Source organism: Alcaligenes sp. YSL9 (assembly GCF_030515105.1).
Taxonomy (GTDB): domain Bacteria; phylum Pseudomonadota; class Gammaproteobacteria; order Burkholderiales; family Burkholderiaceae_B; genus Alcaligenes; species Alcaligenes phenolicus.
The window spans coordinates 558231-580350 of the sequence record NZ_JALXJU010000001.1; the positions used below are offsets into that span (position 1 = coordinate 558231).

The window sequence follows — 22120 nt, forward strand, 5'->3', positions numbered from 1 at the left end:
TTCCAACCTTTTAGCCGCTTCTGTCGGCCGTTAATGTTGATATTGATTTCGGTAGACATAATTTCCTCGCTTCAGTTGCTGGCCTCGATTGAAGCCATCCACCAAAACGACCTGTTTCTAGGCTCGTACTAACGCTGCGCTCCTGGCTACTCCCAGCTGAGCTGGCTCCAGGTAGCGCAACGTTCTAAACCCCCACGTCACGGGTTGTCCGTCTCACTCTTTATCAGGGGGTGTGGGGATGCGCCCTGGGCCTAGCCGTGCGCTGTCGCACCATTGGCCTATTTATCGCTTTGCTCGTTGTTAAAGATCATCCCGCTTCACTTCCGTTACTACGCTGCCCTGAGGGCTAGGCTGTTCTGCGGTTGGTTAAGCGTTGGAATGAAGTATAGAAACTCTTTACTTGCAAGTCAACTAAATCTATACCAAAGGGATAGAAAAAGTAGACCGACCATAGTGGAAGGGCTACTGGTTAAGCTTTATCGGAGGGAGGTGAAGCGAGCGTGCGCGGATTCGGCAAGTTCAAGTGTTGTTAGAAATATGTTCTGTCGATCGGCTTGGCTGATGTGGTCGAACATGCCGGGAGCAGCGGCCCAGGCACGCAACAGTGAAATGCTCTGAAGGAGTGACTCCATTCCGGCGTCGTACTCAGCGAACTGCAGCGCATTTGCTTCGCGCTGTGCTGCTGGTGGCTTGTCGGTATTACTCGTCATATCGCAATGCTCTTCTCTTACAAGTGGGCGTTTTAGATACGCGCTCTGATTCGTGGGAGCTACATGGAGCGCATCAATATGGCGGGGCAGGGGGATAATTAAACTGTATATCCATACAGTATTTTGGGTCAAGGTATTGCACTTTACTGGATGTCCGAACTGTTGCCGGACAGGTAGGCTACCTCAGCTCTCCGCTACCCCTGTTCTGGTAGCATTAGGTTTTCGACTGTTACGGATGGAGAAGGGATGAAAAGGCTATTTGTCGTGGCCGCATCTGTCGCTGCTCTTGCAGGCTGTGGGGATTCTGCTGAAAAGAATGCGCTGCGTAGCGAACTGGATGAGTTAAAAGGACAGCTAGATAAAGCCACTGCAGAGGTTGCTAATCAAAAGCAGCAGTTGCAAGCCCTAGGCGTGGAGCGAGACGGGCTAAAAAGGCAGGTGGAAGAACTGTCTGTCACAGCTCCAATTATTTACGCTGAGCTTCAGGAGCTTATTAAAAAGGCTCAGTTGGCCGGGGCAAAGGATAAGCTAAGTATGCTACAGCAACGCTTTTCTTTATCACCAGAGTTTGCGAAGGCACAGAAAGATGTCGCCGAGTTAGAAAGCAAAATAAAAAAGCAGGAAGAAGAGCGAAAACGATTAGCTGCTGCAGGCTTTATGGGGTTGCCAGCTTCGGGGGCTATCAAGAATGGTGAAATACAGGTGACGGTTGGCCAACTGAGCAGTGAGCGGAGGTTTGTGTTTGATCGGTATGACGATTCATATCACTACAATGAGGCTGACCGAGATCATAAGTTCCTTGTAGCCACTATGAGCGTCACTGCAGAAAAAGGTATAAGTGACCCCAATCTTTTCGGTTTTGCAGCATATGCAGCGGATGGAGAAACTTTAAGGAGGTTGGGTGAGGTTAGTTTTCGATTGTCCAGATGGAGTGGGTATGCAACATATCTCGGCAATTATTCAGACTCACGCAACGATTTTGCAAAAACCAGTAAGATTAATTTCAATATTGGCGTTCAACTAAGCGATGAAGATTTGAAGCGCCGACCTATTTATCTTGTCGCCAGTACTGCCGCATGCATAAGCAGGAGTTGGGATAGGTTCGGTAGGCCTCCTGTGAGTTACTCTGGGTATTGCGCTAATTTAAGAAACAGCCTCAAGCTTGATGATTTCCTGGGCGATGATCCATCTGTCGTGGTTGTCCGTCGCTTTGGATGAGGGATATTTATTCCGGCACCTAATAGTAAAGCCCCTTATGGGGGCTTTGTATTGTGTGGGAGCATTAATTGAAAAGGCCTTGCTCTCTTAATCTGGTACGATTTCGTCTTTATTCGTTACTTGGGAGAGGGGAGTGTATAAACAGACATCCGGTGCGCTGGGGATGATGGCTTTGCTTTTCGCATTATTTACCGTTATTGCTGCTACGGTTGCTACCTACACTTACGGGGAAATTACCGTCGTAGAGCCAGGCCTATATGGGCTGGCTCCATCTGTTAAGACAGTGACAAACTGGCCTCTGATTATTTCTTGCGTTTCTGCTGGGTTTTATTCAATAGCGTTTGCTGCTTTGTTTATGTATGTTGAAACGGCCAGGAACGCAGTTGCCAAGATAGCCAACCATCTTGGAATCAAGGAAGAAGAGCCCAGTAGCATCCAACCAACAAGCGAGGCCGACGAGCAAGCGCAACCAAGTGCCAGCACGTCCCCAACGCAGAGGCAGGTTAGGCGGGGAAATCGCTCTGTATAGTGCAGCGACCGTAGCAGACAACAAAAAAGCCCCGTGAGGGGCTTTGTCGTATGGGCTCGTTACGTGAGCTGACGTATCAGAACGGAAGGCCGGGGAACCGGTCTTTTAGCTGTCGGATAAGTTTTTGCCGGGTCGACACCACTTGCTTAGTATAGGTTTGATGGCTTTCGACTGTTCGGCGAGCGGGCTCGCGCAACGGAGAAGTGTGTAGTGGGCTGCGACTAGCCTGGTTAAGTTTTTCGTAGATAGTAATACCTTCTGTATGACTTCAAATTACCGCTGCAGCCTAGAAATGGAGGTTTTCCTCAGCAATGATGTGGCGTGCAATTTGAAGGGTAGTGAGGTAGCGAGATTGCCACCTTTGAATGAGATCAGTCTCATTGTACCAGTATGGGCTTTTCGCCCCTTTAAGCATAGAAGTGCTTTGTAACGCTTCCTGGGACATGGGGGCGTCAGGGCCTGGTCTGTAAGTCCAACAAAAAAGCCCCGGGAGGGGCTTTGTTTATTGCTCTAGACTGTGATATTAAGGATGAAAATTAAAATTCCCTGGTCCGTGCCTGCTCAGTAAATCATAAAGATTCATAACAGGTATGTCAAAAGCATGTGCTGCATCCGGGAGCTTTATAGATTTTAAACTTGCCGGGGAGGGGGTTTCATTTGTGACGATCGTAAACGGCTCTGTATTTTGCAGGGCATAGGCAACTAGCCAAGCATCGGCGGCGTTTGGGTTCAGAAATTTTTCAATGGCCCCTTGTTTGTAATTCTTGCTAGTCGCCCACGTTGTCAGCCTTGCCCATTGAGGGAGACAGCCTTTAGTTGGGAGGAAAAAATTGGGCTGGTTTTGATCAATATGTTTTGACCATGCATGGAGGTGGTCATCTGCATCACCAGCGATCAACTCTCTATAGACAATATCGATGCTATATATTTTGTCCGCAAGATGACCGTCCTCCACCCACTGCCAGAACCCTTGGCAAAAATCAGGTCTGTAATGAAGGTTTTTCGCAGCTATCAAGGTGTCGGAATCAAGAAGATATCGCATTGTTATTTTTGTACACCTTCATAACATTAACTGGAGGGACCTGAAGCAGCCTCCCTGCTTCTTTGAAAGATAGGGCTCCTGTAGCCGCTAAATTACTTACTGTTTTTGTTAAGGTTCTGCTGTTTCTTACATTTAAAGAGGCGTAGAAATTTCCGCCCGAAGAGGTTCTTGGGTTCTTCGCTTCACTATATCGGCTTTTTTCAAGGTATTTGTCACGAGAAATCAGCTCGAGATCTAGAGCTCTTCTTGCCACCACAAGCATACTTACTCGAAAAAACGACTGAGCTTCAAATAGCTTGTCGTCAGCATTTCGATGAGTGGAGTTTTCCCAAATCGTTGCAAAATCCGCCTCCGGGACGAGAGCTTCTGCTGCTATCTTATTACAAAAAGCCTCTTCTCTATTAGTACTATTCCCCGATGCATCGGAAACTCCAGAATCGCCTCTAAGCAAATGCGCTAGTTCATGTAAAAGTGTGAATATCCAAGCAGCGGGAGCATCTCTTCCATTGATAAATATTGCTGGCGCTATCGGGTCGCAAATAGTGAATCCTCTAAACTCCCTAACATTCAGAGGGCGACGGGTGTTGTTTCCTACTATGCCATTTTTTAAAACAAGCACACCGAGATCTTCAATCTTTTGCGCTAGAAAGGAATAGTAAGCATTGTAGTCTCCCGACGTTGGTCTTTCCTCCATAGATAGCTTTTCACGAATAGCTAAAGCAATCTTTTTATGGTTCGAGATGGTGCGATATTTACCAATAAATGGTAGTGGTTCTGCCCCTTCCCTTAGCAAGTAGTCTTTGTACCACTCTTGCTTGTACTGAGTGTCATGGTAAATATCAAAAAAATCTTTGCTTATTGGGTCAGATGTTTGAGCCGTTCTGAAGTCAATCAAAGGAACCTTAGGTTGCTCTGGCGGTTCGTCAAGGAACAGCTCATAGAATTTTATTTTTGCAACCTGAGAAGCTCTATGGATTTGAGCCTCAGAAAAAGAGCCTTCAATGATTTTATCTGCATCACGACGAGAAATTTGAGTTGCAAATACATCCAAAGGCAGCCCAGCTTGTTGGGCCGCCCAGTAAACTAATTCTGGTTGTATTTGTACTCGTGTCATGAAAGGGGTCTTTGCTCGTTAGTCCTGTACACATGAGGGTAGCAGTGGGAGTGCCGAGTGTGAAGCCTAAAAATTGCTAGTTGCTGAGAAGTGACAGGTTCGTATTATCCTTGACTGCTGTTTTTTTATACAGTCTATTGTGCTCCATGTCAGCCAAATGGCTCCTTGTCTCTTCCTGCTCAGTCCGTCTTACGTACAGCCTCCCTGGGCTGGGTCACGTTTCCAGTCATTTACTTGCTCTCGTCTTTCTTCACGTCCAGGCCGAGCTGGGCGGCGGATAGGAGGATGGCTGCTTCAAGCCCAGCTTGATCATGGCAATCCAGACTCTCAATCTTTTCCTTGCTGACTTTTCTGAATGGCCATGCGGACTCCGTGACTATCGGCGCATCAAGCCCAGGCAACGGCATCTCGAACCCTGTGATTTGGACAATCTTGATTAGGTTTCCAAAAGACGGCTCATGCCGTCCGACTTCCCAAGCCGAGATATTTGCTTTCGTAAGGCCGAGCTGCTCCGCGAGCTGATCTTGAGTCAACTCTTTGTACTGCCTTGCGGCTTTGATCCATTCATTTAGCTTCATGTGGCCGAGTGTAGAGAAAATCTGTACATGTATGGTCTATTTAATATTGACTGAAAAGTATAGAAATCCTATACTTTGCTTATGAAAACCACAGAACCTATCCATCCTCTTCAGGTAGCGGCCCAGAAATTTGGGTCGGAGGCGGCCTTGGCCCGTGCAATTGGAGTGACGCGCGGCGCTATGAATCAGTGGAAAAACCCGGGTCGCGAAGTGCCTGCAAAACACGCACCTCTTATTGAGTCCCTGACTGGCGTCTCCTGCGAACGACTATGCCCATCTGTGAACTGGGCTGTGGTGCGAGGTTCAGGAAACCCAAACTATGCGGAGAGCGCCAATGTGTGATCCAGAAAAGCGAGAGCCGATACCCATCGGCCCGACCGACGTAATTACGAAAGGGAGTGCTGATGCGTAAGTTAGTACGCACCAAAAAAAGGGTTTCTTTGAGAGTAACCGCTGTTTTTTGCCGGAAGAATCCGGTAATAGGCTTTGCACTCCGGGCAGCGGCCAACCTCCTTAGCTTCGGATGTAAAGCTGAGTATTGCCTTCACCGATTTGTTATCCATGCAGTGGGGGCAAAGGTAGTGATCGGGCTCTCCTTGCCTGCACGCCTCCTTCACTCGAAGTACATAGGTTCCGAGGTACGGCTCAATCAGTTCGTAGCGCTCACGATCAGCACGGCGCTTTTCAAGGTCTCGAATCTTCTCGGAAAGTTCGTGCACTTGAGCCAGCGCCGCGCGCTCGCGCTCGGTGGCTTGAACGCCATCTTTTTGCATGGAGAGAACCTCGGCTCCGACTTTCATCAATTGAATCTGCAGCTCATTGGTAGCCGCCGTGATCTTTGCTTCATCAAGCGTTTCCACTGCCGTTTTATAGGCAGAGACGCTATTCGTGAGCGTCGAGAAAAGTCCGATTAAGTCCACATCCAATTCCTTTCAAAAAGTTTAGTTACACGAGTCTCTAAGCATAGCTGATTGGAGTTGGCCACTTAATGCAGTTCATGGGCGGGACAGGCAGGTTCATCTAGTTCCCGCGTGTCCTGCTCATCACACAGACGCGCAAACAGTTGCATAACTGTCTGTTGCGTTGGTTCTTCAAAGGTACGCCGGGCGATGTCTTCTGCCTGGGTCAATATTTTTTCAGTTTCGGTCATGTGCTGCTCCGTTCCAGAGATAGAAATCATAGGAGCAGCAGGTGAATTTCGAAACGCTGAAATTACGAGGGTTTCAAGGTAATGACCTGCAAATACTCAAACACAGATTGGCTGGACGTTCTCTATAACAGCGTTCGCAAAACCCCAGGCGGGGTGGTTGATGCTGCGTTGTTTCTGACAGAGCGGCGCGGTCGAGGTATTCACCCCGAAAGCCTGCGTGCAAAGCTGCGCGCCGTTAATGGCGACGAGATCAGTATTTCCATGGCTGAAATGCTCAGCGAGTGGATGGAAGAGAAGGCGGGCGGTGCTGAGTACGCCTGGGATTGGCTGCTGGTGATGAATGCTCAGCGCGGCATTCATGTGGATCTTGTTCCCCCTCCGCCAGTTGGTGGTTGGGCGGATGAGGGCAGGGCATTACAGGACAAATTCCTTTTGATCTCTACCAAGATCGGCAAGATCGCCGCCGTCACTGCGGAAACTGTTGCCGATGGTGTGATCAATCAGGCCGAGGCTGACCAGTTGATTCCTTTGCTGCGTGATGCTCGTGTCGTTCTACATCGCATGGAGCGCAACACATTGCGCGCAGTAGAGAAAGGGCGCTGATATGCAGATCGTTAACAGTGACGAGTCCTTACAGCGTTTTATGGGCGATGTGCGCAGCCAATACCAGGCGCATCGCTATCTGCGCATTTCAATTAAGACCGGTAAAGCCCGCACATTGCCCCAGAACGACATTACGCATGTCTGGTACGGGCAGATTGCGCGTGAGCTACCCGATGACGATGCGCTGGGCTGGCGCTGCTACTGCAAGTTGCATCACGGCGTGCCGATCCTGCGTGCTGAGGACGCTGAGTTTCGCAGCATGTACGACTCGATCATCAAGGGCCGCAGCTACGAAGAAAAGCTGCTGGTCATGAAGTTTATGCCGGTGACGTCGCTCATGAGCCGCAAGCAGTTGAGCACATATGCCGAGGCTGTGCAGTCTGATTTCCGAGAGCGTGGTGTGTTTCTTGAGTTCCCGGAGGTAGGCAAATGAAGCACTGGCAAATGTGGCTGATCGTTTTCTACATATGTTTTGCTCGGGTCGCTAGTGAGGGTTTTGTGATGGTCGTTGGGATATCTGCTTTTTTGGGGGCGATATTTTTTTGGGTGACCAAACAATGAGAGCGTTCAACAGCACATTCAAAGCCCCAACAAAGCCCTTGCAGCGCGGCACATGGAAGCCAGCCAAGCCGAAGGCGATCAAGTCACGCGGCATGAAAGGTTCTACGCCCACGGCAGACCAGAAGCGATTCCACAGCATGATGGCCTCGCTCGGCTGCATCGCTTGCCACCTGGATAAGCACTGCCAGCCAGTCGTGAGCATCCACCATATTGATGGCCGCACCAAGCCGGATGCGCATTGGCTCGTTCTGCCGCTTTGTGCCGGCCACCACCAGGATGGAACAGGTGCCCCTGGACTGGTTGCCATCCATCCCTGGAAGAAAGAGTTCGAGTCGATTTACAACCCACAGCGCAATTTGCTGCGCCTGTGCATACAAACACTGCTGGACCGTGGCGCCGTTGTTCCTGATGGCGCGCTGAGGGCGGCAAACATACTACAGGGGGACGCATGAAGCCCTTAGACACTATCAGGGCCATAGGCAGGCCAATCGCATACCACGCGGCTCTAGCCCGTCATGTCGGCGGTGTGGCTACGGCCATCTTCCTTGGCTAGCTGATGTACTGGGACGAGCGATCTACGGACGAGCGCGGCGTCCATAAGGAGTCAAAGCAGTGGGAAGATGAGACGGGCCTTTCCTATCGGGAGCAAGCGACGGCACGCAAGAAGCTACGCGATTTGGGGCTGCTTATTGAGACTCCTGAGCGTCTCAATCACCGCATCTACTACAAGCTGGATCGTGAGGCATTTAACGCATGGATTGAGTCTGTTTCCAAGGACTCGGAACCTGAAAATGGCGAATTGCGGAATGCGCATTTCCCGAACGACGAAAACGCAATTGGGGAACAACACATTCCGCATTTCGGGGATGACGCCAAACGCATTTCGTTAATAGGGAAGACTACTACAGAGATTACAGAAACAAATATGTCCGGTTCTACCGAACCGAACCGCCGCGTTCTGCCATCTGAAAAATTCCAGGAGTTCTGGCAGGCCTATCCAAGCACTGGGCGCAAGGTTGCCAAGGCGAAGTGCGCTCAGATTTGGAAATCCCGAAAGCTGGACGAGGTCGCCGACGATATCTTGAGCCATCTGCTGGCCATCAAGACCACACCGCAATGGCTGGGAGGCTATGAGCCTGCGCCGTTGACGTACCTGAACCAACGCCGCTGGGAGGACGGTGTGCCAGTTAGCGCCCATGTCGCTTCCCGTTCGTCTGGTGGCTCGCTGTTTGAACAAAATATGGCAGCCGCTGCGCATGCCAAGGCAATGATTTTTGGAGGTGGCAATGCAACAGGCTGATTTTGAGCAGTTCTCCCAAATGCTGAATGCGGCTGCGGACCTGTACGGGAAAACTATGTCCGGCATGGCGATTTCGTTGTGGTGGAATGCCCTGAGTCAGTATGACCTGAGTGCCGTGCGTGACGGCCTCAGTCGACACATGCAGAGTCCCGACTCAGGCCAGTTTATGCCTAAGCCAGCTGATGTTATTCGGATGATCGGAGGCACCACGCAGGACGGCGCGCTGCAGGCCTGGGCGAAGGTAAATACGGCAGTGCGCAGTGTTGGCACTTACCAGACGGTGGCCTTTGATGACCCGATTATTCACGCCGTTGTGACGGATATGGGCGGGTGGGTAGCCTTGGGTGCCAAGACCGAGCATGAGTGGCCGTTTGTTGCCACGGAGTTCGAGAACCGCTATCGCGGCTATCGGAATCGTGGTGGGGCGGATGAATACCCGCGCACGTTGATAGGCATCGCTGAGGCGCAGAACTCCCAGAACGGGATTCCATCGCAGCCGCCCGTGCTAATCGGTGATGCAGGACGAGCAAAGCAGGTGCTTTTGGGTGGGTCTGACAGTCGCCGCATTGGGTTCCAGCAGCTTGGTGAGCAGGAATTGGGCGCTGTGATGATTGAGGCTGAGCCTCGGAGGCTGCAGGCATGATCGAAATCCGCTTGCCTTGGCCGCACAAAGGCCTAAGCCCGAATGCCCGCCTTCACCACATGGCGCTGGCAAAGCTGAAAGCCGCTTACCGGCAGCAATGTCGACTATTGACCAGCCAGCATAAACAGTCGGTGCCGGATAGACCGGCCCTGGTGTTGGAGTTCATGCCTCCGGACAGGCGCAGACGGGACCGGGACAATCTGCTGGCATCGATGAAGTCGGGGATTGACGGCGTGTGTGATGCACTGGGGGTGGATGACAGCGCGTTTGACCCCTTGGTTGTGAGCATGAAAGAGCCTGTGCGCGGTGGCGCTGTGATTCTGCGGATTCAGGAAGTATAGCCATGTCATACCCAAGCTGGATGTACCAAGATCCATCCAAGCACGTTGATTTTGTTCGCCGAAAGCGGCAAGAGCACCAGGCGCGACAGCCCGAGGCGAAACGGGAACGGGCGCGGGAAGGGTTAAAGGATCTATTCAAAGGAAAGGGCAATGACGATACCAGTGTGGGTCGATGACGAAATACGGAATTGGTCACGCATGCATTGGGAGGGAGACTATCCCGGCCCCAGGCGGGTTCGCATGGATAGCAAAGATTGCCTGTATCCATTTAAGGCAGTCGATGACGACTATGAAGTCCAAGTGCCGGTGAACTATGAGCGGGCAAGGAAAGTGGAGGCCGTCTACCAGCAGCTTTGCCACGCAGAGCGGCGTGTAGTCCAGGCTGAGTCTACTCGGATAAAGGAGTACGGAAACTCGACCGATCACACCAGGGCTGAGCGGGCGAGTAGCAAAATTGGCGTGTCGCCGCTGTATTACAGGCTGGCGTTGAGGGATTTCAAGATAAAGGTGTGGAGGGCTTTAGGATGAGTATTTATGCGGATGCCGGTGATTTGATGGAGTGCTACCCAGGTAGGCATTTCCGTATGTATGAGCTCGTACGACACGTAGCGAAGGGCAAAGACCTAAACACCAAAGATCGAAAGAAGTATGAGCGAGGCATTCAGCGGCACATGAAGGCGCTTGAGGAACACGGAGTGGTAGAAATCATTAAGCCAGATCCTGGGCGGTACGGGGATAAGTATGTCTGGCGTCGGGTCAGGCTGATGTTACCGAACGATAACATCAGGCCGCATATTCGGTAACGCAGACGGTAACATACGGGTAGAGAAGTTGCGCCCAATGAAAACGCAGCTTAAAACAGGCCCGCCCATCGTGAGATCGGCGGGTTTTTCGTTTGTAACTAGGATTGGTGGCTATCGAGTGCGCCTACTGTGGGGATGGGCAGAAAAATGGGGGCAGGATTAGCCACTACCTCGCAAACGGTCTACTGGATATCTTCAACTGCTGTCGAGACGATTTTTTTAGTGGCACTTCGCCAAGCTAGAGCCTTTTTTGCTTGAAGAACTGCAAGATATGGACCAAGGTCCATGAGAATTAACCCATGATCTTCCATTAAGGCTTTCGCGACTTTATCTACAACGACTTTTTCCAACTTGTCTCTATTGGCTAGGTCTTTAAACAACTCTCTATCAATTCGATAGCGCCCCATCGTCTTTCCACCGAACTCTTCGGAGTGTAGTTGGCTTAGACGGGCAGCAATGGTCTCGGGTGTCGGGTAACTCATAGGGCTTCCTGTTAAGTGATCTATGGGCAATCTATAGATAATCCATTGTTGCTGATTTGCGGCAAAAAAACAATGTGTTTTATGAAAAATAATCCACGCGCTTTGCTCGGAACCCGGCCCTATCCATCGAAAGAGCTTCTTGATTCGTTGTGGGGTGGGGTAGAGCCATCCCCTGAGTTAAAAGAATGGGTTAATGCGACGATCTTGGCTGACGACGGCCCCATCCATAACCCCGACCACTCCCATCTAATCGATGCCGATCTGTGCTTCTTGTGGGCATCGACGGCCTTCACTAAGCAAGGCCGTACAGTACTAGGCCAATGCGAGCAAGTAATGTTCCGCGCTGGAGGCTGGCAGAAAGCCCGCCAAGAGCAACAGATGCGCGAGTGGTTCGGCCATGTGCCGCAGTTCATCATCACCCTGGCAGCCGATTACTGCTCCCAGTGCAGCGACATCGAGTTCTGCGCACTGGTTGAGCATGAGTTGATGCACATTGGCCAGCAAATAGATGAGTTTGGCTCACCCAAGTTTGATAAAGAAGGATTCCCCAAGCTCTGTATGGTCGGTCACGACGTGGAAGAGTTCATTGGGGTGGTCCAGCGCTACGGCGCATCTCAAGATGTGCAGCGGCTGATTGACGCCGCCAAGGCAGGCCCATCGGTGGCAAGGGCCAACATTGCACATGCATGCGGCACCTGTCTGAGAGTAGCTGCATAGCGTGGAATTTATTTGCCTAAGCGTCCGCTGTATAAGCTTCTTCTGTATATGGACATTCTGGATGGTGTCTAATCGCATCGAGAGCTGGCGTATCGGGGTTTGGTAGGTTGCAAAACAAAGAATACTTGTTGATGTATTTCGCAAATTTCCGCCCTGACGTTGTCATACCATCGATAAATAACATTCTGAGCTCTGCATTCGAGAGCCTAGCGCGCACGATGCTTGCGTAATGTTGTTTCTCATTCTCCGACAATTGCTTGTGTTCATCTATCCAACTAAAAAGGCTGTATAGGGTCCTAAGCATGCTACCGAGCCAGTCCGCATGCAAATACATGTTGCTGACCCATTGTTCTAGCACTCTGTTTAGGGCAGTTTCTATGTCATTCGCAGATAGATCTGGGCTCCTTTGGAGTATTTTCTTCGCTGGTGAATCGTAGAGTCGATTGGCTGTATTGAATGGGTGGAAGCAAGAACTCATAATGCAGCCTAGCGCATGTCGTCCACGTAGTGTTGTGACTGGCTCGTTGCGTTGTGGGTCGGAGTCAGTTTCGACGTGCAATTCCTCGATCTGTTCTTTGTAGTCTTTGAGCCAAGAAAAGAAAGATTGTTCGAAGGATTGGAGCATTAGGATTCTGTTCTGTTCCTTTACCTCTTCTGCTGATTGTTGTAGTTGCTCGCGTTGTTCTTTTAGCCCTCGCTGCTGTAGCTTGAGGGTTTCTACAAGAAGGACGATTGAAGCAAATCCAATGAAGGGGCCAACTGTGCCGCCGAAGAAGTCACCAAAGCTCGCCCAATCACTGGGATCGATCGAGAGCGGTTGCTGATTAATCACATTAAACCAGAGCGGATAGGTGCCCATCGCAATCATAAGGGCGGCGTATACCAGCACACGCATGCTACGCATGATTTTGTCAGAGCTTCGGTCGGCTTTAGGCAGTGATGCTTTACGTTTCATCGATACAACTCCAGGGGGAGAAGCGCTAAGGCGCGCAGATTAACCAGGCATTAACGGAATTTATGATTATGGCCAAACTGACAGACGCGGTGAAACAGTTCATCGTGCAGGCGTTGGCCTGTTATGACACCCCCCAACAGGTATCAGATGCTGTTAAGGAAGAATATGGTATTGAAGTGCCGCGATCTCAGGTAGCACTTTACGACCCCACAAAGCACGCTGGCAGAAATCTGAGTGAGAAATATCGTGTGATGTTTCTCGAAACTCGAAATCAGTTTAGACGCGAAGTAGCCGAGATCCCGATTGCTGATCAGGCCTTCCGACTGCGCCAGCTTCACCGGATGGCGAACGAGGCGATGCGCCGTAAGAACATCGTCCTGGCTGCTTCGTTGATGGAACAGGCTGCTAAGGAGATGGGCGGCATGTTCACCAACAAGCGGGAGCTGAGCGGGCCAGGCGGAAAGCCCATGGAACATAGAACGGTGGTGGTCGATGAAAAATCAGTCGCTGCCGCCGTCTCAGCACTTGAAGATGAGTACTGATGTTGAGCCTGATGTTCTGCGCCAAGTAGCAAAGGTCCGTTGTCAGGACGAGGGGCTTTTCTTTGCCCGGTACTTCTTCAAGCAGCGCACCGGTGGAAAGATGATCGTGGCCCCGCACCATAAGGTGATCCAGCAAACGCTTGATCGTGTGGTGGCTGGTGAGATTACACGCCTGATCATCAATGTCCCCCCTGGGTACACCAAGACTGAGCTGGCCACGATCAATATGATCGGGCGCGGCCTGGCGCTGAACAATCGCGCCCGGTTCATGCACCTGTCTTACTCGCACAATCTGGCGTTGTTGAACTCCAGTACGGCGCGGGGAATTGTGAAGTCACAGGCTTATCAAGCCATGTGGCCCATGGTGCTGCGCGACGATGCTGACAGTAAGGCCATGTGGTGGACTGAGCACGGCGGTGGCGTGTATGCGTCGTCAGCCGCCGGCCAGGTGACGGGCTTTCGAGCCGGGCACATGGAGCCGGGTTGGCAGGGCGCGCTGATCATTGACGATCCGGTCAAGCCTGATGATGCATACAGCGATACGGTGCGCGGCGGCATTAACGACCGATTCAATGAAACGATCAAATCACGGCTGGCGATTGAAACCACGCCGATGATCGTGATCATGCAGCGGATTCATTACCAGGACCTGAGCGGCTATTTGCTGCGTGGCGGGTCTGGGGAGAAGTGGCACCACCTGAATCTGCCAGTGATCATCGACAACAGCTTGCCGTACCCGGAAGAGAATACACACGGCATACCGATTGATCATGGCCTGCCTGATGGGTGGCTTTGGCCTTTCAAGCACAACGAATCACACCGGACCGCGCTGTTTTCTCACCGACGGACGGCAGAGGCGCAGTACATGCAGCGTCCGCGCCGATTCAATGCCGAGGGGGCGCTGTGGACTGAGGCGCTGATTACAGCAGCCCATGCTCTGCAGATCCGGCATGAGCTGGTACGCACGGTGGTGGCGGTTGACCCGGCCACGACTGCGAGCGACGAAAGCGACGAGACCGGCATTGTGGCGGCCAGTTCCTACGGGTCTGGTGATAACCGCCAGTATTCGGTAGATGGTGACTACAGCGGTAAGTACAGCCCGAACGGCTGGGCTCAGAAGGCCATCGGCGCATACGAGAAGCACAATGCCGATGCCATCGTTATCGAGACGAACCAGGGCGGTGACATGGCCGAGTCCACGTTGCGTAATGCAGGGTTTAAGGGCCGCATCGTCCGCGTCCATGCCAGCAAAGGCAAGTTCGCCCGAGCTGAGCCTATCTCAGCACTCTACGAGCAGGGCCGGGTTGCACATAAAGGCGCTCTGTACCTACTTGAAAACCAACTTATGGAATATGTGCCAACAACGGCCAAGAAGTCGCCTGACCGGCTTGATGCCACAGTCTGGGCATTGACCGAGTTGGCACCAAACATCGGCTTGAAGTCGGCTGGTGTTGTCACAACCGCTTTTGGATAATCACATGCAAGACCCAAGTATCAAGCACCCGGAGTACATCAGCTTTGCTCCTTCATGGGAGTTGATGCGTGATGCGGTAGCAGGTGAGGACGATGTTAAGGAAAAAGGCGAGAAATACTTGCCGATGAAGACCGGCACAACAGCCATTGAGGATCTGGTCGCCAAGGCCCGCGTGTATGACTTATATAAGACGCGAGCTGAGTTCCCCGAGGTTACGGCGCCAACAATTCGGGGGGCGGTCGGCATTATGCTGGCCAAGCCTGCGAAGGTTGAGCTTCCGGAGTCTATGGAGCATCTGCGCGAGCGAGCCACGCTTGACGGCTTGACACTGGACGCCCTACACCGGCGCATGGGCATGGAAATCATGACCACCGGCCGGTATGGGCTGTTGCCCGGTCTTACCGAGGACGGGATTCCGTATCTGTCCGGCTACGTGGCTGAGTCCATCATCAACTGGGACTCTACTGATGGCGTACCGGACTACGTGGTTCTGGATGAGTCTGGGCCCGTCCGTGATCGTGAAACAGGTGAGTGGAAACAGGTGACACGACTGCGTGAGTGCATTGCTTTTGACGGCGTGTACCGAGCCCGAGTTTGGGAAAAGGCTAATGGCGGTTGGTCCGCCGGCGAGGAGGTTGCCGCCTCTACGCCGCGTGGGGCTGCTCTGGACTTTTTGCCGTTCGTGTTTGCCGGCTCGCTGGACTTAACGCCTGAGCCAGACGATGTGCCTCTTTATGGCTTGGCAAAGCTGGCCGTGCGTATCTACCGCCTGGATGCTGATTTCTCCTTCTCGCTGCATATGACCAGCGAGCCGACGCCAGTGGCCATAGGGTTTGACGATCCTGTAAGTGCAATTCAGCAAGGACTTGCGCCCAAAACGCTGGGTTCTTCAGTGCTGTGGATTTTGCCGCAAGGTGGCGACGCCAAGTATTTGGAATTTAGTGGTCCAGGCCTGGAGAAGCAGGCTAATGCCATTCAAGAAGCCCTTGCGCGAGCGGCTCAGTTTGGCGCCCAAGTACTCCAGTCAGGGCAGTCTGCGGAAAGCGGCGAGGCATTGAAGCTACGGGCCGCAAGCCAGACAGCCACGCTTACAAGCATTGCTCAGACCTCTGCCGCTGGCCTGGAGCGGGCACTGCGCAATATCGCCAAGTGGATTGGCGAAGACCCAGAAAAAGTAATCGTTACGCCGAACTTAGAGTTTTTTGATCGTTCGATCACAGCGCAGGACATTCAGGCGTTGGTTGCTGCCTGGCAGAGTGGGGCTATGTCACATCGGGCGCTTTTCGACAAGCTGCAGCAGGGCGGCGTGATCCACGAAGACAAAGCTTATGAAGAAGAGGAAAAGGACATTGGCGACGACGACGCTGATGGCGATCCTCTGGCGGGCGTAGGCTCGCTATTTCCCAGCGCCGAGGGCGCTACCAACTAAGGAGGCCATGACGTGGCTTTGAAATCTTTCTATACCGAAGCAAGCGAGGTTCCAGAAAACCTCAAAGACCTATACACAGAAGCGGCCGATGGCCGCTTTGTTTTGGACGTCGCGGATATCGACGCGCACCCGAAGGTTTCCGGCGTGATTCGCGCCAACAAGGAAAACGCTGCCAAGGCCAAAGAGCGCTTGACCAAGATCGAGGAGTTGGAAGGCCGCATTGGTGCGTTGCCCGAGGACTTCGACGCCGACGAATGGGAACGCCTTAAATCTGGTGCTAAGCCTGACGAGCAGATTACGGCTTTGAAAGAGCAGCATGCCCGGGCGGTTGAGGGTCTGAAAGCCAAGCACAAGACGGACCTGGACGCCATGACGGCGCAGGTGGCCGAGCGTGACGGCTATATCGACGGGCAGACTCGGCGTGATGCGCTGAATGCGGCCCTTGATGAAGCAGGTTTTGATCCTGTCCATAAGCCGATGTTGTCCAAGTTCCTTGCCGATCAGATCAAAGTACGTCGCGAAGACGATGGTCAGCGTGTCGCTTTTGCAGATACCGATCTGGGTGAAGTCTCCCCGGTGGAGTTCGTGAAAGATTTTGCTGCCAAGCAAGGCAAGGCGTATCTGGCCAAGGCGTCCGGTCCCGGCGCACCTGGAAGCCACGGCGCAGGGCAGCGCAGTCAGGCTGCCGGGAATTTTGGTGGTTCCAAAGAAGAGCGCCAGCAAGCAATCGCTGCCAAGTATCCAGAGCTTGGCCGATAGACAGCTGCCCCGATGGGTGCAGCAACGCGCGAGGCGCGACAACACAAACTTAGCCGCCTCGCGCGGCATCCATCTTTACAGCTATAGGAGCTACAGATGTCTCTCTCTCAAATGGAAGTATTCAATAAGTACTTCATGCCAGCGACGATTGAAACGCTGGCCCAAATGGTCGATAAATTCAATGCCGCCTCCAACGGTTCCATTGTCCTGACCACAGAAGGCTTTGAAGGCGATTTCGTGATGACTTCGTTCTTCAAAAACCTGTCCAATGCGCGTCGCCGCGTTGATCGCTATGGCACCAACAATGCCGTGACACCGATTGATCTGTCTCAGGATAAATTTGTCGCGGTAAAGATTGCTGGTGGCTTTGGCCCTGTACGCTATGAACCATCTCAGATGACGTGGCTTAACAAGCCTACGGCTGAGGGTGTCGAGGTTGCCTCCCGCGCCTTTGCTGAGTTGCTGCTGCAAGACCAGCTCAATACCGTCATTGCTGCGCTGGTGGCCGCCATTGGCAATCAGGGTGCGGCCGCTACCGTGGATGTGTCTGCATCCAAGAAAGTTGATTATTTGACGGTGAACGAGTCGCACGCTTTGTTTGGGGATCACTCCAGCCAGATCGTTGCTCAGGTGATGGATGGCATTCAGTACCACAACTTCATCGCCTTGAATCTGGCCAATGCTCAAACGTTGTTCCAGGCAGGTAACGTTCGTGTGGTCGATATCTTGGGGCGTCCTTCGATTGTGACTGATGCGCCAGCTCTGTTTACTGCAGCCGCAGCGGAAGACCCAGCGAAGCGTCGTGTTTTGTCCTTGACTACCGGCGCAGCCTTGGTGCGCGATCCTCGCAACCTGGTCTCCAACGTGGAAACGAGCAACGGCAAGGAACGAATTGAAACCACGCTGCAGATTGACTACGACTTCACCGTGGGCCTGAAAGGCTATGCCTGGGATATGGCCAATGGCGGCAAATCTCCTACTGATTCCGAGATCGCTACCGGGTCGAATTGGGATCTGGTTGTGTCCAGCATCAAGCACAGCGCAGGTGTGATGGCCGAAGGGCAGGGTTAATCGGTAGGAGCGGCTTCGGCCGCTCTACTTCATTGGAGATTTGGATGAAAGTCATCTATCAAAAACACCCGGTCACTCCAGAGCAGAAGGCGGATTTGCGGTCTCAAGGCTACAAGATCATTGATGCGGCTTTTGCTCCGGCTGGTTACGAGCACCCTTCTACACAGCGTGAGCAGACTGAGGAGCAAGCTAAAGCTGAGCTCGAAGCGAACTCAACAGAGCGCGTTGAGGCTGAAAAGCTGGCGTCTGATGCAGCTAATGCCAATACAACGCTTGGGGATGGGCTGGACGCGCTAAACGCAGAACAACTGCATGCTTTGGCTAAGGAACGCGGGGTTTCCGTCCATCACAAGGCAGGTGCTGACAAAGTACGCGAGGCGTTGCGTCAAACGGCGTAAGGAGCCGGCATGAAAAATTACGGCACTCTGGATGGGGCACTGGAGTATCACTCGATGTCGGCCGGTGGTGCCGCGTGGGATGCAGCTGAAGTGACGGATGAGCAGCGTACGGCGGCACTTGTGCGTGCCAGCCGCTCTCTGGATGGCCAGTATGGTGATCGCTATCCGGGCCGCCCAGCCTTGGGGCGCTCTCAGCCGCTGGCGTGGCCGCGCAGCGGGGCTGTTGACCATTGCGCAAATGAGCCGCTGCCGGATGATGCTGTGCCGATCGAGATTGAGCGCGCCGCCTATGCGCTGGCGCTGGTAGAACTGCTTACGCCGGGCGCGTCCAGCCCGAGTTTTACACCAGGTGCCGTGAACAAACGCGAGCGCGTAGATGTGATCGAACGGGAGCGGTTTGGGCCATCTGATGGCGTGGCGCTGACGCTGGACATGCAGCGGTCGCAACTTGCCGAGGTAGAGGATTTGCTGCGCTGCCTGCTGGTCAATCGTGGCGCGACGCAGTGCATTTTGAGGGTTTGATATGGCCGATTTCTATTCAGATATGGCAAAGATGGCCGCTCAGCTGCTGGCTCCAACCAGCCAAGGGGGGTTGGGTCAGGGCGAGATAAAGTTCATTCGAAAAACACCAGGTGCGCCAGGGCCCAATCCTTGGGACCCAGTTAAGCCGGTCACTCAAACGGAAACGCTACATGGCGCTGTGCGCGGTGTGAGCAAGCAGCTTATCGGCACTGAAATGGACGGGACGGTGATTCTTGCATCTGACCGGCAGGCTATATGCACAGTTCCGGTGATGCAGTACACGGCGGGCGACGTGCTGTCTGTGGACGGTGTACCGGTTCACATTATTGCGGTTGAAAAGATTCCGGCTGCTGGGGTTACGAGCGCGGTGAAGTTTATTATTCGGGGCTGATATGGCGACACGCAGACCCAACCGGTCGCAGGCCCGCTTATTTGCCCAGCTCATTGCAGAGCTTGAGCCGGAGATCCACCGGGCTTTCATGGCCAGCGTCACTGACCTACAAGCCAACGTCGATTGGCGGGCTTTGCTTGAAGCGCTGGCCAGAACGGACGTCGAGGGTGCGATTGCTGCGCTCAATATCAATGAAGCGGCCTGGGCTGAGTATTCGTCCAAGATGACGCAGGCCTATGCACTGGCTGGCGCTTCTACGGCAGCACAGATCCAGGCGCAAGGTTTGGGCAGCATCGGCACGAGGTTTCGCATGACGAATCCCGGCGCGCAAGAGTGGATTCGGCAGAACGTCGCCAATCGCGTTGTGGGCTTCGCCGAGGAACAGACTCAAGTGGCTCGTATGGTCATTGAGGCTGGGTTCGGCAGAGGCCAAGGGCCACGCAATATAGCAGTCGATCTGGCGGGTAGAGTGCAGGGCGGGCTACGCGCTGGCGGTGTGATGGGGCTGGACGCTCCCCGTGCAGCACGTTTGCAGGCAGTCACACAGGGTATGCGCACCGCAGATGGTGTGCGAGATCTGGTGATTGTCCGGCAGGATGGCAAGCTGGCGCTCCGGTACAAGGTGAACGCCGCGACCGAGCAGCGGATTATCCGGGCTTACAAAGCAGGAACGGCGGCGCCAGAGGCTGATCGTTTGATCAGTGAGCGGCAGTTCAGTAATGCGCTGCTGAAGGCAAGGGCGGATACGGTGGCAGCCACTGAGACAGCTAATGCCGTTATGTCGGCTCGGGACGAGCAATGGCAGCAGTTAGCGGAGTCAAAGGGATTGGACAAGAGCGCGATTATCAAGACTTGGCATCATCGGCGCGGCGCAACCAAAGAGAGTCGTCCAGATCACGTGGCTATGTCTGGTCAGTCGGTCCGAGGATTGGATACGCCATTTGTATTTCCTGATGGCACGAGTATGCAGCACGCACACGATCCGGCCGGCGGAGCAAAACACGTTATTTCATGCGGCTGTGACACCACATACCGCCTGGATCATTCTGTGGGGCTGGAATGAGCAATTCATTTGCTGCAACAGTGTCAGCCTGGGCTGCACAAAGCGAGAAGAGGCTTGCAGCAACTCACAGACGCTCGATTGAGCTGCTTGCTGATGAAATGCGGGAAACCAAACCAAATGGTGGTCGCCTACCTTTTCAGACAGGGAACTTGGTGCGGTCGCTTATGGCTTCTACGCAAGGTATGCCACAAGGGGCAGAGGGCGCTGCGGTATTTCTTAAAGATCAAGACGTGGGGGCGGTTACCGCCACTCTTGAGCTGGGTCAGCCTGTTTGGATTGGCTACCAAGCTATCTACGCTCGGCGGCAGAACTACGGGTTTGTCGGCGCAGATTCATTAGGTCGCGTTTACAACCAGGCTGGTTCATATTTCGTTGAAGGTGCCATCGCAAATTGGCAGCAGATCGTAGCCAAAGCGGTGGCGGAGCTGCAATCAGGAGTCGAGGCGAAGAGCAAATGAGCGCAAAAACCGAAACGGCAATTTGGCTGGCTATAAAGGGCCAGATAGAGTCGCTGCCCCTGTCTTATACCAAGGCTTGGCCGGGCCAGACCTTTGAGGTACCGCATGCGGCTGGACTGCCTCAGCCTTACTTGCGGGTAGGACGTGTCACTGTGGCGCCAGTCCGTCAAATGATCGCTCCAAGAAAGCCTCATCGGCGCACAGGGGCTCTGATCATCACTCTGGTTTATCCGCTTGGCCAGGACGTTTCAGCCTACGACCAGATCGCGGGAGCTGTAGCGGATCATTTTCGTGACGGCACGCAAATGACCTACGGCGGCGTGTGCGTGTCAGTGACTGACTATCCCCACGTTCAAGAAGGCTATGAAGATAACGGGTATTGGACTGTTCCGGTCCGCATCCCATGGCAGTGTTTTGCATAGGAGATAGCGATGTGCACAGATTGTGAGGCCCGGCGAAAGCTGGCGCGTGATGCTTGGGTGAACGGGAAAATCGGTGAGGCTGCCGGCCATATGGCTAAGGGCGCAGCCGAGATGGTGGGCCTGAAACCGAAGACTGGCCGCCAGGAGTTCACCGGAAAACCGGAGCGGACGAAAACATCCGTTAATAAAGAATAGCCGCCATCCAGGCGGTAAAGAGGCTTAAGGAGGTGGATCGTCAAGAGTACGGGAACTTTAGTCTTGATAAACTGTCTTTATATACAGCTGGGCATTGCTTTATCATTAGCGATCAGCTAAATTGCGCCAGCTTGGCGTTTAGTGTTGCAACATTATGGGGAGGCTGCGATGAGTGTTACTGCTATGCAAGCAGCGAAGCGTGCTTGTGAAGCTTCTGGATGGAGGCTTACAAATCTTCAGTTGCAGAAAATTTTGTACATTGCGTACATGGTTTACGCTGGCCGTGAGGGTCGCCCCAAGTTGATTGATGACGAGTCGTTTGAGGCGTGGGACTATGGCCCAGTGCTTCCAGATGTTTATCGCAACGTTAGGTCTTTTGGTGCTCGTCCCATCAAGAATGTTTTCCATGGCGTTGATGACATGCCGGAAGGTGAGGAGGCTAGCATCATTGATGAAGCGGTTTCTAAGCTTTCTGGTGTGGCGCCATTTAAACTGGTAGAAATTGTTCATGATCGTCACAGTGCTTGGGCAAGGCATTACGACTCACGCTTTGGCGGGGGAGCGATTCCTCACGAGCATATCGTAGAGGAATATATGTCTCGTCAAAAGGGTGTCAAAAAGTGAGTGGCGTTGAGGAACAGAGGTCAAGC

Annotated in this window: 30 protein-coding genes; 22 read left to right on the top strand and 8 right to left on the bottom strand. The window is 53.1% G+C overall.

Features of this window, described 5'->3' with window-relative positions:
• Positions 1–476: 476 nt before the first annotated feature.
• Complete coding sequence (locus M2Q46_RS02545; RefSeq protein ID WP_302356635.1) at positions 477–710, bottom strand: hypothetical protein; 234 nt, start codon at positions 708–710, stop codon at positions 477–479.
• 246 nt (positions 711–956) lie between these two features.
• Between M2Q46_RS02545 and M2Q46_RS02550 the strand changes: the two genes are divergently transcribed.
• Positions 957–1928, top strand: coding sequence for a hypothetical protein (locus M2Q46_RS02550; RefSeq protein WP_302356637.1), 972 nt, complete (start codon positions 957–959; stop codon positions 1926–1928).
• A 1052-nt stretch (positions 1929–2980) separates the two neighbouring features.
• Here M2Q46_RS02550 and M2Q46_RS02555 read toward each other — a convergent pair.
• From M2Q46_RS02555 to M2Q46_RS02565, 3 genes are all read right to left on the bottom strand, one after another.
• Positions 2981–3499 (bottom strand): DUF4411 family protein, encoded by a 519-nt coding sequence (locus tag M2Q46_RS02555; RefSeq protein WP_302356638.1) that lies wholly within the window; start codon positions 3497–3499, stop codon positions 2981–2983.
• Positions 3483–4613, bottom strand: coding sequence for an ImmA/IrrE family metallo-endopeptidase (locus M2Q46_RS02560; protein ID WP_302356640.1), 1131 nt, complete (start codon positions 4611–4613; stop codon positions 3483–3485). The genes M2Q46_RS02555 and M2Q46_RS02560 overlap by 17 nt, the downstream gene beginning before the upstream one ends.
• A 230-nt stretch (positions 4614–4843) precedes the next feature.
• A complete protein-coding gene (locus tag M2Q46_RS02565; RefSeq protein WP_302356642.1) occupies positions 4844–5191 on the bottom strand; it encodes a helix-turn-helix transcriptional regulator in 348 nt (115 codons plus the stop codon).
• Between the two features lie 81 nt (positions 5192–5272).
• On the opposite strand from M2Q46_RS02565, the gene M2Q46_RS18740 reads away from it, so the two are divergent.
• Positions 5273–5533 (top strand): Cro/CI family transcriptional regulator, encoded by a 261-nt coding sequence (locus M2Q46_RS18740; RefSeq protein ID WP_081055377.1) that lies wholly within the window; start codon positions 5273–5275, stop codon positions 5531–5533.
• Between the two features lie 71 nt (positions 5534–5604).
• Here M2Q46_RS18740 and M2Q46_RS02570 read toward each other — a convergent pair whose 3' ends face one another.
• A complete protein-coding gene (locus tag M2Q46_RS02570; RefSeq protein ID WP_302356644.1) occupies positions 5605–6111 on the bottom strand; it encodes a hypothetical protein in 507 nt (168 codons plus the stop codon).
• 65 nt (positions 6112–6176) lie between these two features.
• Positions 6177–6341 carry a hypothetical protein gene (locus M2Q46_RS02575; protein ID WP_302356646.1) on the bottom strand — a complete coding sequence of 55 codons (165 nt, stop codon included), beginning with the start codon at positions 6339–6341 and terminating at the stop codon, positions 6177–6179.
• An 81-nt stretch (positions 6342–6422) separates the two neighbouring features.
• Between M2Q46_RS02575 and M2Q46_RS02580 the strand changes: the two genes are divergently transcribed.
• The 7 genes from M2Q46_RS02580 (at position 6423) to M2Q46_RS02610 (ending at position 10317) form a co-directional block, all read left to right on the top strand.
• Positions 6423–6944 carry a hypothetical protein gene (locus M2Q46_RS02580; RefSeq protein ID WP_302356648.1) on the top strand — a complete coding sequence of 174 codons (522 nt, stop codon included), beginning with the start codon at positions 6423–6425 and terminating at the stop codon, positions 6942–6944.
• Between the two features lies 1 nt (position 6945).
• Positions 6946–7377 carry a hypothetical protein gene (locus M2Q46_RS02585; protein WP_302356649.1) on the top strand — a complete coding sequence of 144 codons (432 nt, stop codon included), beginning with the start codon at positions 6946–6948 and terminating at the stop codon, positions 7375–7377.
• A 124-nt stretch (positions 7378–7501) separates the two neighbouring features.
• Positions 7502–7957 (top strand): Ref family recombination enhancement nuclease, encoded by a 456-nt coding sequence (locus tag M2Q46_RS02590; protein ID WP_302356651.1) that lies wholly within the window; start codon positions 7502–7504, stop codon positions 7955–7957.
• Between the two features lie 104 nt (positions 7958–8061).
• Positions 8062–8805, top strand: a complete 744-nt coding sequence (locus M2Q46_RS02595; protein WP_302356653.1) for a hypothetical protein — start codon at positions 8062–8064, stop codon at positions 8803–8805.
• Positions 8792–9448 (top strand): DUF6475 domain-containing protein, encoded by a 657-nt coding sequence (locus M2Q46_RS02600; RefSeq protein WP_302356655.1) that lies wholly within the window; start codon positions 8792–8794, stop codon positions 9446–9448. The genes M2Q46_RS02595 and M2Q46_RS02600 overlap by 14 nt, the downstream gene beginning before the upstream one ends.
• Positions 9445–9789, top strand: a complete 345-nt coding sequence (locus M2Q46_RS02605; RefSeq protein ID WP_302356657.1) for a hypothetical protein — start codon at positions 9445–9447, stop codon at positions 9787–9789. The genes M2Q46_RS02600 and M2Q46_RS02605 overlap by 4 nt, the downstream gene beginning before the upstream one ends.
• Positions 9790–10029: 240 nt before the next feature.
• Positions 10030–10317, top strand: a complete 288-nt coding sequence (locus M2Q46_RS02610) for a hypothetical protein (RefSeq protein ID WP_302356659.1) — start codon at positions 10030–10032, stop codon at positions 10315–10317.
• A 457-nt stretch (positions 10318–10774) separates the two neighbouring features.
• On the opposite strand, the gene M2Q46_RS02615 is transcribed toward M2Q46_RS02610, so the two are convergent.
• The gene (locus tag M2Q46_RS02615; protein ID WP_302356661.1) at positions 10775–11074 is read right to left on the bottom strand and encodes a hypothetical protein; all 300 of its coding nucleotides are present in this window, start codon (positions 11072–11074) and stop codon (positions 10775–10777) included.
• 81 nt (positions 11075–11155) lie between these two features.
• Here M2Q46_RS02615 and M2Q46_RS02620 point away from each other — a divergent pair, with 81 nt between their 5' ends.
• Positions 11156–11791, top strand: a complete 636-nt coding sequence (locus tag M2Q46_RS02620) for a putative metallopeptidase (RefSeq protein WP_302357044.1) — start codon at positions 11156–11158, stop codon at positions 11789–11791.
• A gap of 16 nt (positions 11792–11807) precedes the next feature.
• On the opposite strand, the gene M2Q46_RS02625 is transcribed toward M2Q46_RS02620, so the two are convergent.
• On the bottom strand, positions 11808–12746 hold the full coding sequence (locus M2Q46_RS02625; protein ID WP_302356663.1) for a putative phage abortive infection protein: 939 nt from the start codon (positions 12744–12746) through the stop codon (positions 11808–11810).
• Positions 12747–12814: 68 nt separating this feature from the next.
• On the opposite strand from M2Q46_RS02625, the gene M2Q46_RS02630 reads away from it, so the two are divergent.
• The 12 genes from M2Q46_RS02630 to M2Q46_RS02685 all read left to right on the top strand — a co-directional run bounded on the left by M2Q46_RS02630 (position 12815) and on the right by M2Q46_RS02685 (position 22094).
• Entirely contained in the window at positions 12815–13288 is a 474-nt protein-coding gene (locus M2Q46_RS02630; protein WP_302356665.1) for a DUF2280 domain-containing protein, read from the top strand.
• Positions 13278–14762, top strand: coding sequence for a hypothetical protein (locus M2Q46_RS02635; RefSeq protein WP_302356667.1), 1485 nt, complete (start codon positions 13278–13280; stop codon positions 14760–14762). Before M2Q46_RS02630 ends, M2Q46_RS02635 begins: the two co-directional genes overlap by 11 nt.
• Positions 14763–14766: 4 nt before the next feature.
• Complete coding sequence (locus tag M2Q46_RS02640) at positions 14767–16191, top strand: DUF4055 domain-containing protein (protein ID WP_302356669.1); 1425 nt, start codon at positions 14767–14769, stop codon at positions 16189–16191.
• A 12-nt stretch (positions 16192–16203) separates the two neighbouring features.
• Complete coding sequence (locus tag M2Q46_RS02645) at positions 16204–16950, top strand: hypothetical protein (RefSeq protein ID WP_302356671.1); 747 nt, start codon at positions 16204–16206, stop codon at positions 16948–16950.
• Positions 16951–17046: 96 nt separating this feature from the next.
• Complete coding sequence (locus tag M2Q46_RS02650; RefSeq protein ID WP_302356673.1) at positions 17047–18021, top strand: major capsid protein; 975 nt, start codon at positions 17047–17049, stop codon at positions 18019–18021.
• A 44-nt stretch (positions 18022–18065) separates the two neighbouring features.
• Positions 18066–18419, top strand: a complete 354-nt coding sequence (locus M2Q46_RS02655) for a hypothetical protein (RefSeq protein ID WP_302356675.1) — start codon at positions 18066–18068, stop codon at positions 18417–18419.
• Positions 18420–18428: 9 nt separating this feature from the next.
• A complete protein-coding gene (locus M2Q46_RS02660; RefSeq protein ID WP_302356677.1) occupies positions 18429–18941 on the top strand; it encodes a DnaT-like ssDNA-binding protein in 513 nt (170 codons plus the stop codon).
• 1 nt (position 18942) lies between these two features.
• Entirely contained in the window at positions 18943–19332 is a 390-nt protein-coding gene (locus M2Q46_RS02665) for a hypothetical protein (protein WP_302356679.1), read from the top strand.
• A 1-nt stretch (position 19333) separates the two neighbouring features.
• Positions 19334–20395: a hypothetical protein gene (locus M2Q46_RS02670; RefSeq protein WP_302356681.1), complete on the top strand. Its 1062-nt coding sequence runs from the start codon at positions 19334–19336 to the stop codon at positions 20393–20395.
• Entirely contained in the window at positions 20392–20853 is a 462-nt protein-coding gene (locus M2Q46_RS02675; protein ID WP_302356683.1) for a hypothetical protein, read from the top strand. The genes M2Q46_RS02670 and M2Q46_RS02675 overlap by 4 nt, the downstream gene beginning before the upstream one ends.
• On the top strand, positions 20850–21275 hold the full coding sequence (locus M2Q46_RS02680) for a DUF4128 domain-containing protein (protein ID WP_302356685.1): 426 nt from the start codon (positions 20850–20852) through the stop codon (positions 21273–21275). Before M2Q46_RS02675 ends, M2Q46_RS02680 begins: the two co-directional genes overlap by 4 nt.
• A 363-nt stretch (positions 21276–21638) precedes the next feature.
• On the top strand, positions 21639–22094 hold the full coding sequence (locus M2Q46_RS02685) for a Panacea domain-containing protein (protein WP_302356686.1): 456 nt from the start codon (positions 21639–21641) through the stop codon (positions 22092–22094).
• Positions 22095–22120 lie beyond the last annotated feature (26 nt).

Bases quoted from the DNA above. Each gene is read 5' to 3' on its own strand.
- M2Q46_RS02545 (WP_302356635.1), bottom strand. From the start codon at position 710: ATGACGAGTAATACCGACAAGCCACCAGCAGCACAGCGCGAAGCAAAT.
- M2Q46_RS02550 (WP_302356637.1), top strand. From the start codon at position 957: ATGAAAAGGCTATTTGTCGTGGCCGCATCTGTCGCTGCTCTTGCAGGC.
- M2Q46_RS02555 (WP_302356638.1), bottom strand. From the start codon at position 3,499: ATGCGATATCTTCTTGATTCCGACACCTTGATAGCTGCGAAAAACCTT.
- M2Q46_RS02560 (WP_302356640.1), bottom strand. From the start codon at position 4,613: ATGACACGAGTACAAATACAACCAGAATTAGTTTACTGGGCGGCCCAA.
- M2Q46_RS02565 (WP_302356642.1), bottom strand. From the start codon at position 5,191: ATGAAGCTAAATGAATGGATCAAAGCCGCAAGGCAGTACAAAGAGTTG.
- M2Q46_RS18740 (WP_081055377.1), top strand. From the start codon at position 5,273: ATGAAAACCACAGAACCTATCCATCCTCTTCAGGTAGCGGCCCAGAAA.
- M2Q46_RS02575 (WP_302356646.1), bottom strand. From the start codon at position 6,341: ATGACCGAAACTGAAAAAATATTGACCCAGGCAGAAGACATCGCCCGG.
- M2Q46_RS02580 (WP_302356648.1), top strand. From the start codon at position 6,423: ATGACCTGCAAATACTCAAACACAGATTGGCTGGACGTTCTCTATAAC.
- M2Q46_RS02585 (WP_302356649.1), top strand. From the start codon at position 6,946: ATGCAGATCGTTAACAGTGACGAGTCCTTACAGCGTTTTATGGGCGAT.
- M2Q46_RS02590 (WP_302356651.1), top strand. From the start codon at position 7,502: ATGAGAGCGTTCAACAGCACATTCAAAGCCCCAACAAAGCCCTTGCAG.
- M2Q46_RS02595 (WP_302356653.1), top strand. From the start codon at position 8,062: ATGTACTGGGACGAGCGATCTACGGACGAGCGCGGCGTCCATAAGGAG.
- M2Q46_RS02600 (WP_302356655.1), top strand. From the start codon at position 8,792: ATGCAACAGGCTGATTTTGAGCAGTTCTCCCAAATGCTGAATGCGGCT.
- M2Q46_RS02605 (WP_302356657.1), top strand. From the start codon at position 9,445: ATGATCGAAATCCGCTTGCCTTGGCCGCACAAAGGCCTAAGCCCGAAT.
- M2Q46_RS02610 (WP_302356659.1), top strand. From the start codon at position 10,030: ATGGATAGCAAAGATTGCCTGTATCCATTTAAGGCAGTCGATGACGAC.
- M2Q46_RS02615 (WP_302356661.1), bottom strand. From the start codon at position 11,074: ATGAGTTACCCGACACCCGAGACCATTGCTGCCCGTCTAAGCCAACTA.
- M2Q46_RS02620 (WP_302357044.1), top strand. From the start codon at position 11,156: ATGAAAAATAATCCACGCGCTTTGCTCGGAACCCGGCCCTATCCATCG.
- M2Q46_RS02625 (WP_302356663.1), bottom strand. From the start codon at position 12,746: ATGAAACGTAAAGCATCACTGCCTAAAGCCGACCGAAGCTCTGACAAA.
- M2Q46_RS02630 (WP_302356665.1), top strand. From the start codon at position 12,815: ATGGCCAAACTGACAGACGCGGTGAAACAGTTCATCGTGCAGGCGTTG.
- M2Q46_RS02635 (WP_302356667.1), top strand. From the start codon at position 13,278: ATGAGTACTGATGTTGAGCCTGATGTTCTGCGCCAAGTAGCAAAGGTC.
- M2Q46_RS02640 (WP_302356669.1), top strand. From the start codon at position 14,767: ATGCAAGACCCAAGTATCAAGCACCCGGAGTACATCAGCTTTGCTCCT.
- M2Q46_RS02650 (WP_302356673.1), top strand. From the start codon at position 17,047: ATGTCTCTCTCTCAAATGGAAGTATTCAATAAGTACTTCATGCCAGCG.
- M2Q46_RS02655 (WP_302356675.1), top strand. From the start codon at position 18,066: ATGAAAGTCATCTATCAAAAACACCCGGTCACTCCAGAGCAGAAGGCG.
- M2Q46_RS02660 (WP_302356677.1), top strand. From the start codon at position 18,429: ATGAAAAATTACGGCACTCTGGATGGGGCACTGGAGTATCACTCGATG.
- M2Q46_RS02665 (WP_302356679.1), top strand. From the start codon at position 18,943: ATGGCCGATTTCTATTCAGATATGGCAAAGATGGCCGCTCAGCTGCTG.
- M2Q46_RS02670 (WP_302356681.1), top strand. From the start codon at position 19,334: ATGGCGACACGCAGACCCAACCGGTCGCAGGCCCGCTTATTTGCCCAG.
- M2Q46_RS02675 (WP_302356683.1), top strand. From the start codon at position 20,392: ATGAGCAATTCATTTGCTGCAACAGTGTCAGCCTGGGCTGCACAAAGC.
- M2Q46_RS02680 (WP_302356685.1), top strand. From the start codon at position 20,850: ATGAGCGCAAAAACCGAAACGGCAATTTGGCTGGCTATAAAGGGCCAG.
- M2Q46_RS02685 (WP_302356686.1), top strand. From the start codon at position 21,639: ATGAGTGTTACTGCTATGCAAGCAGCGAAGCGTGCTTGTGAAGCTTCT.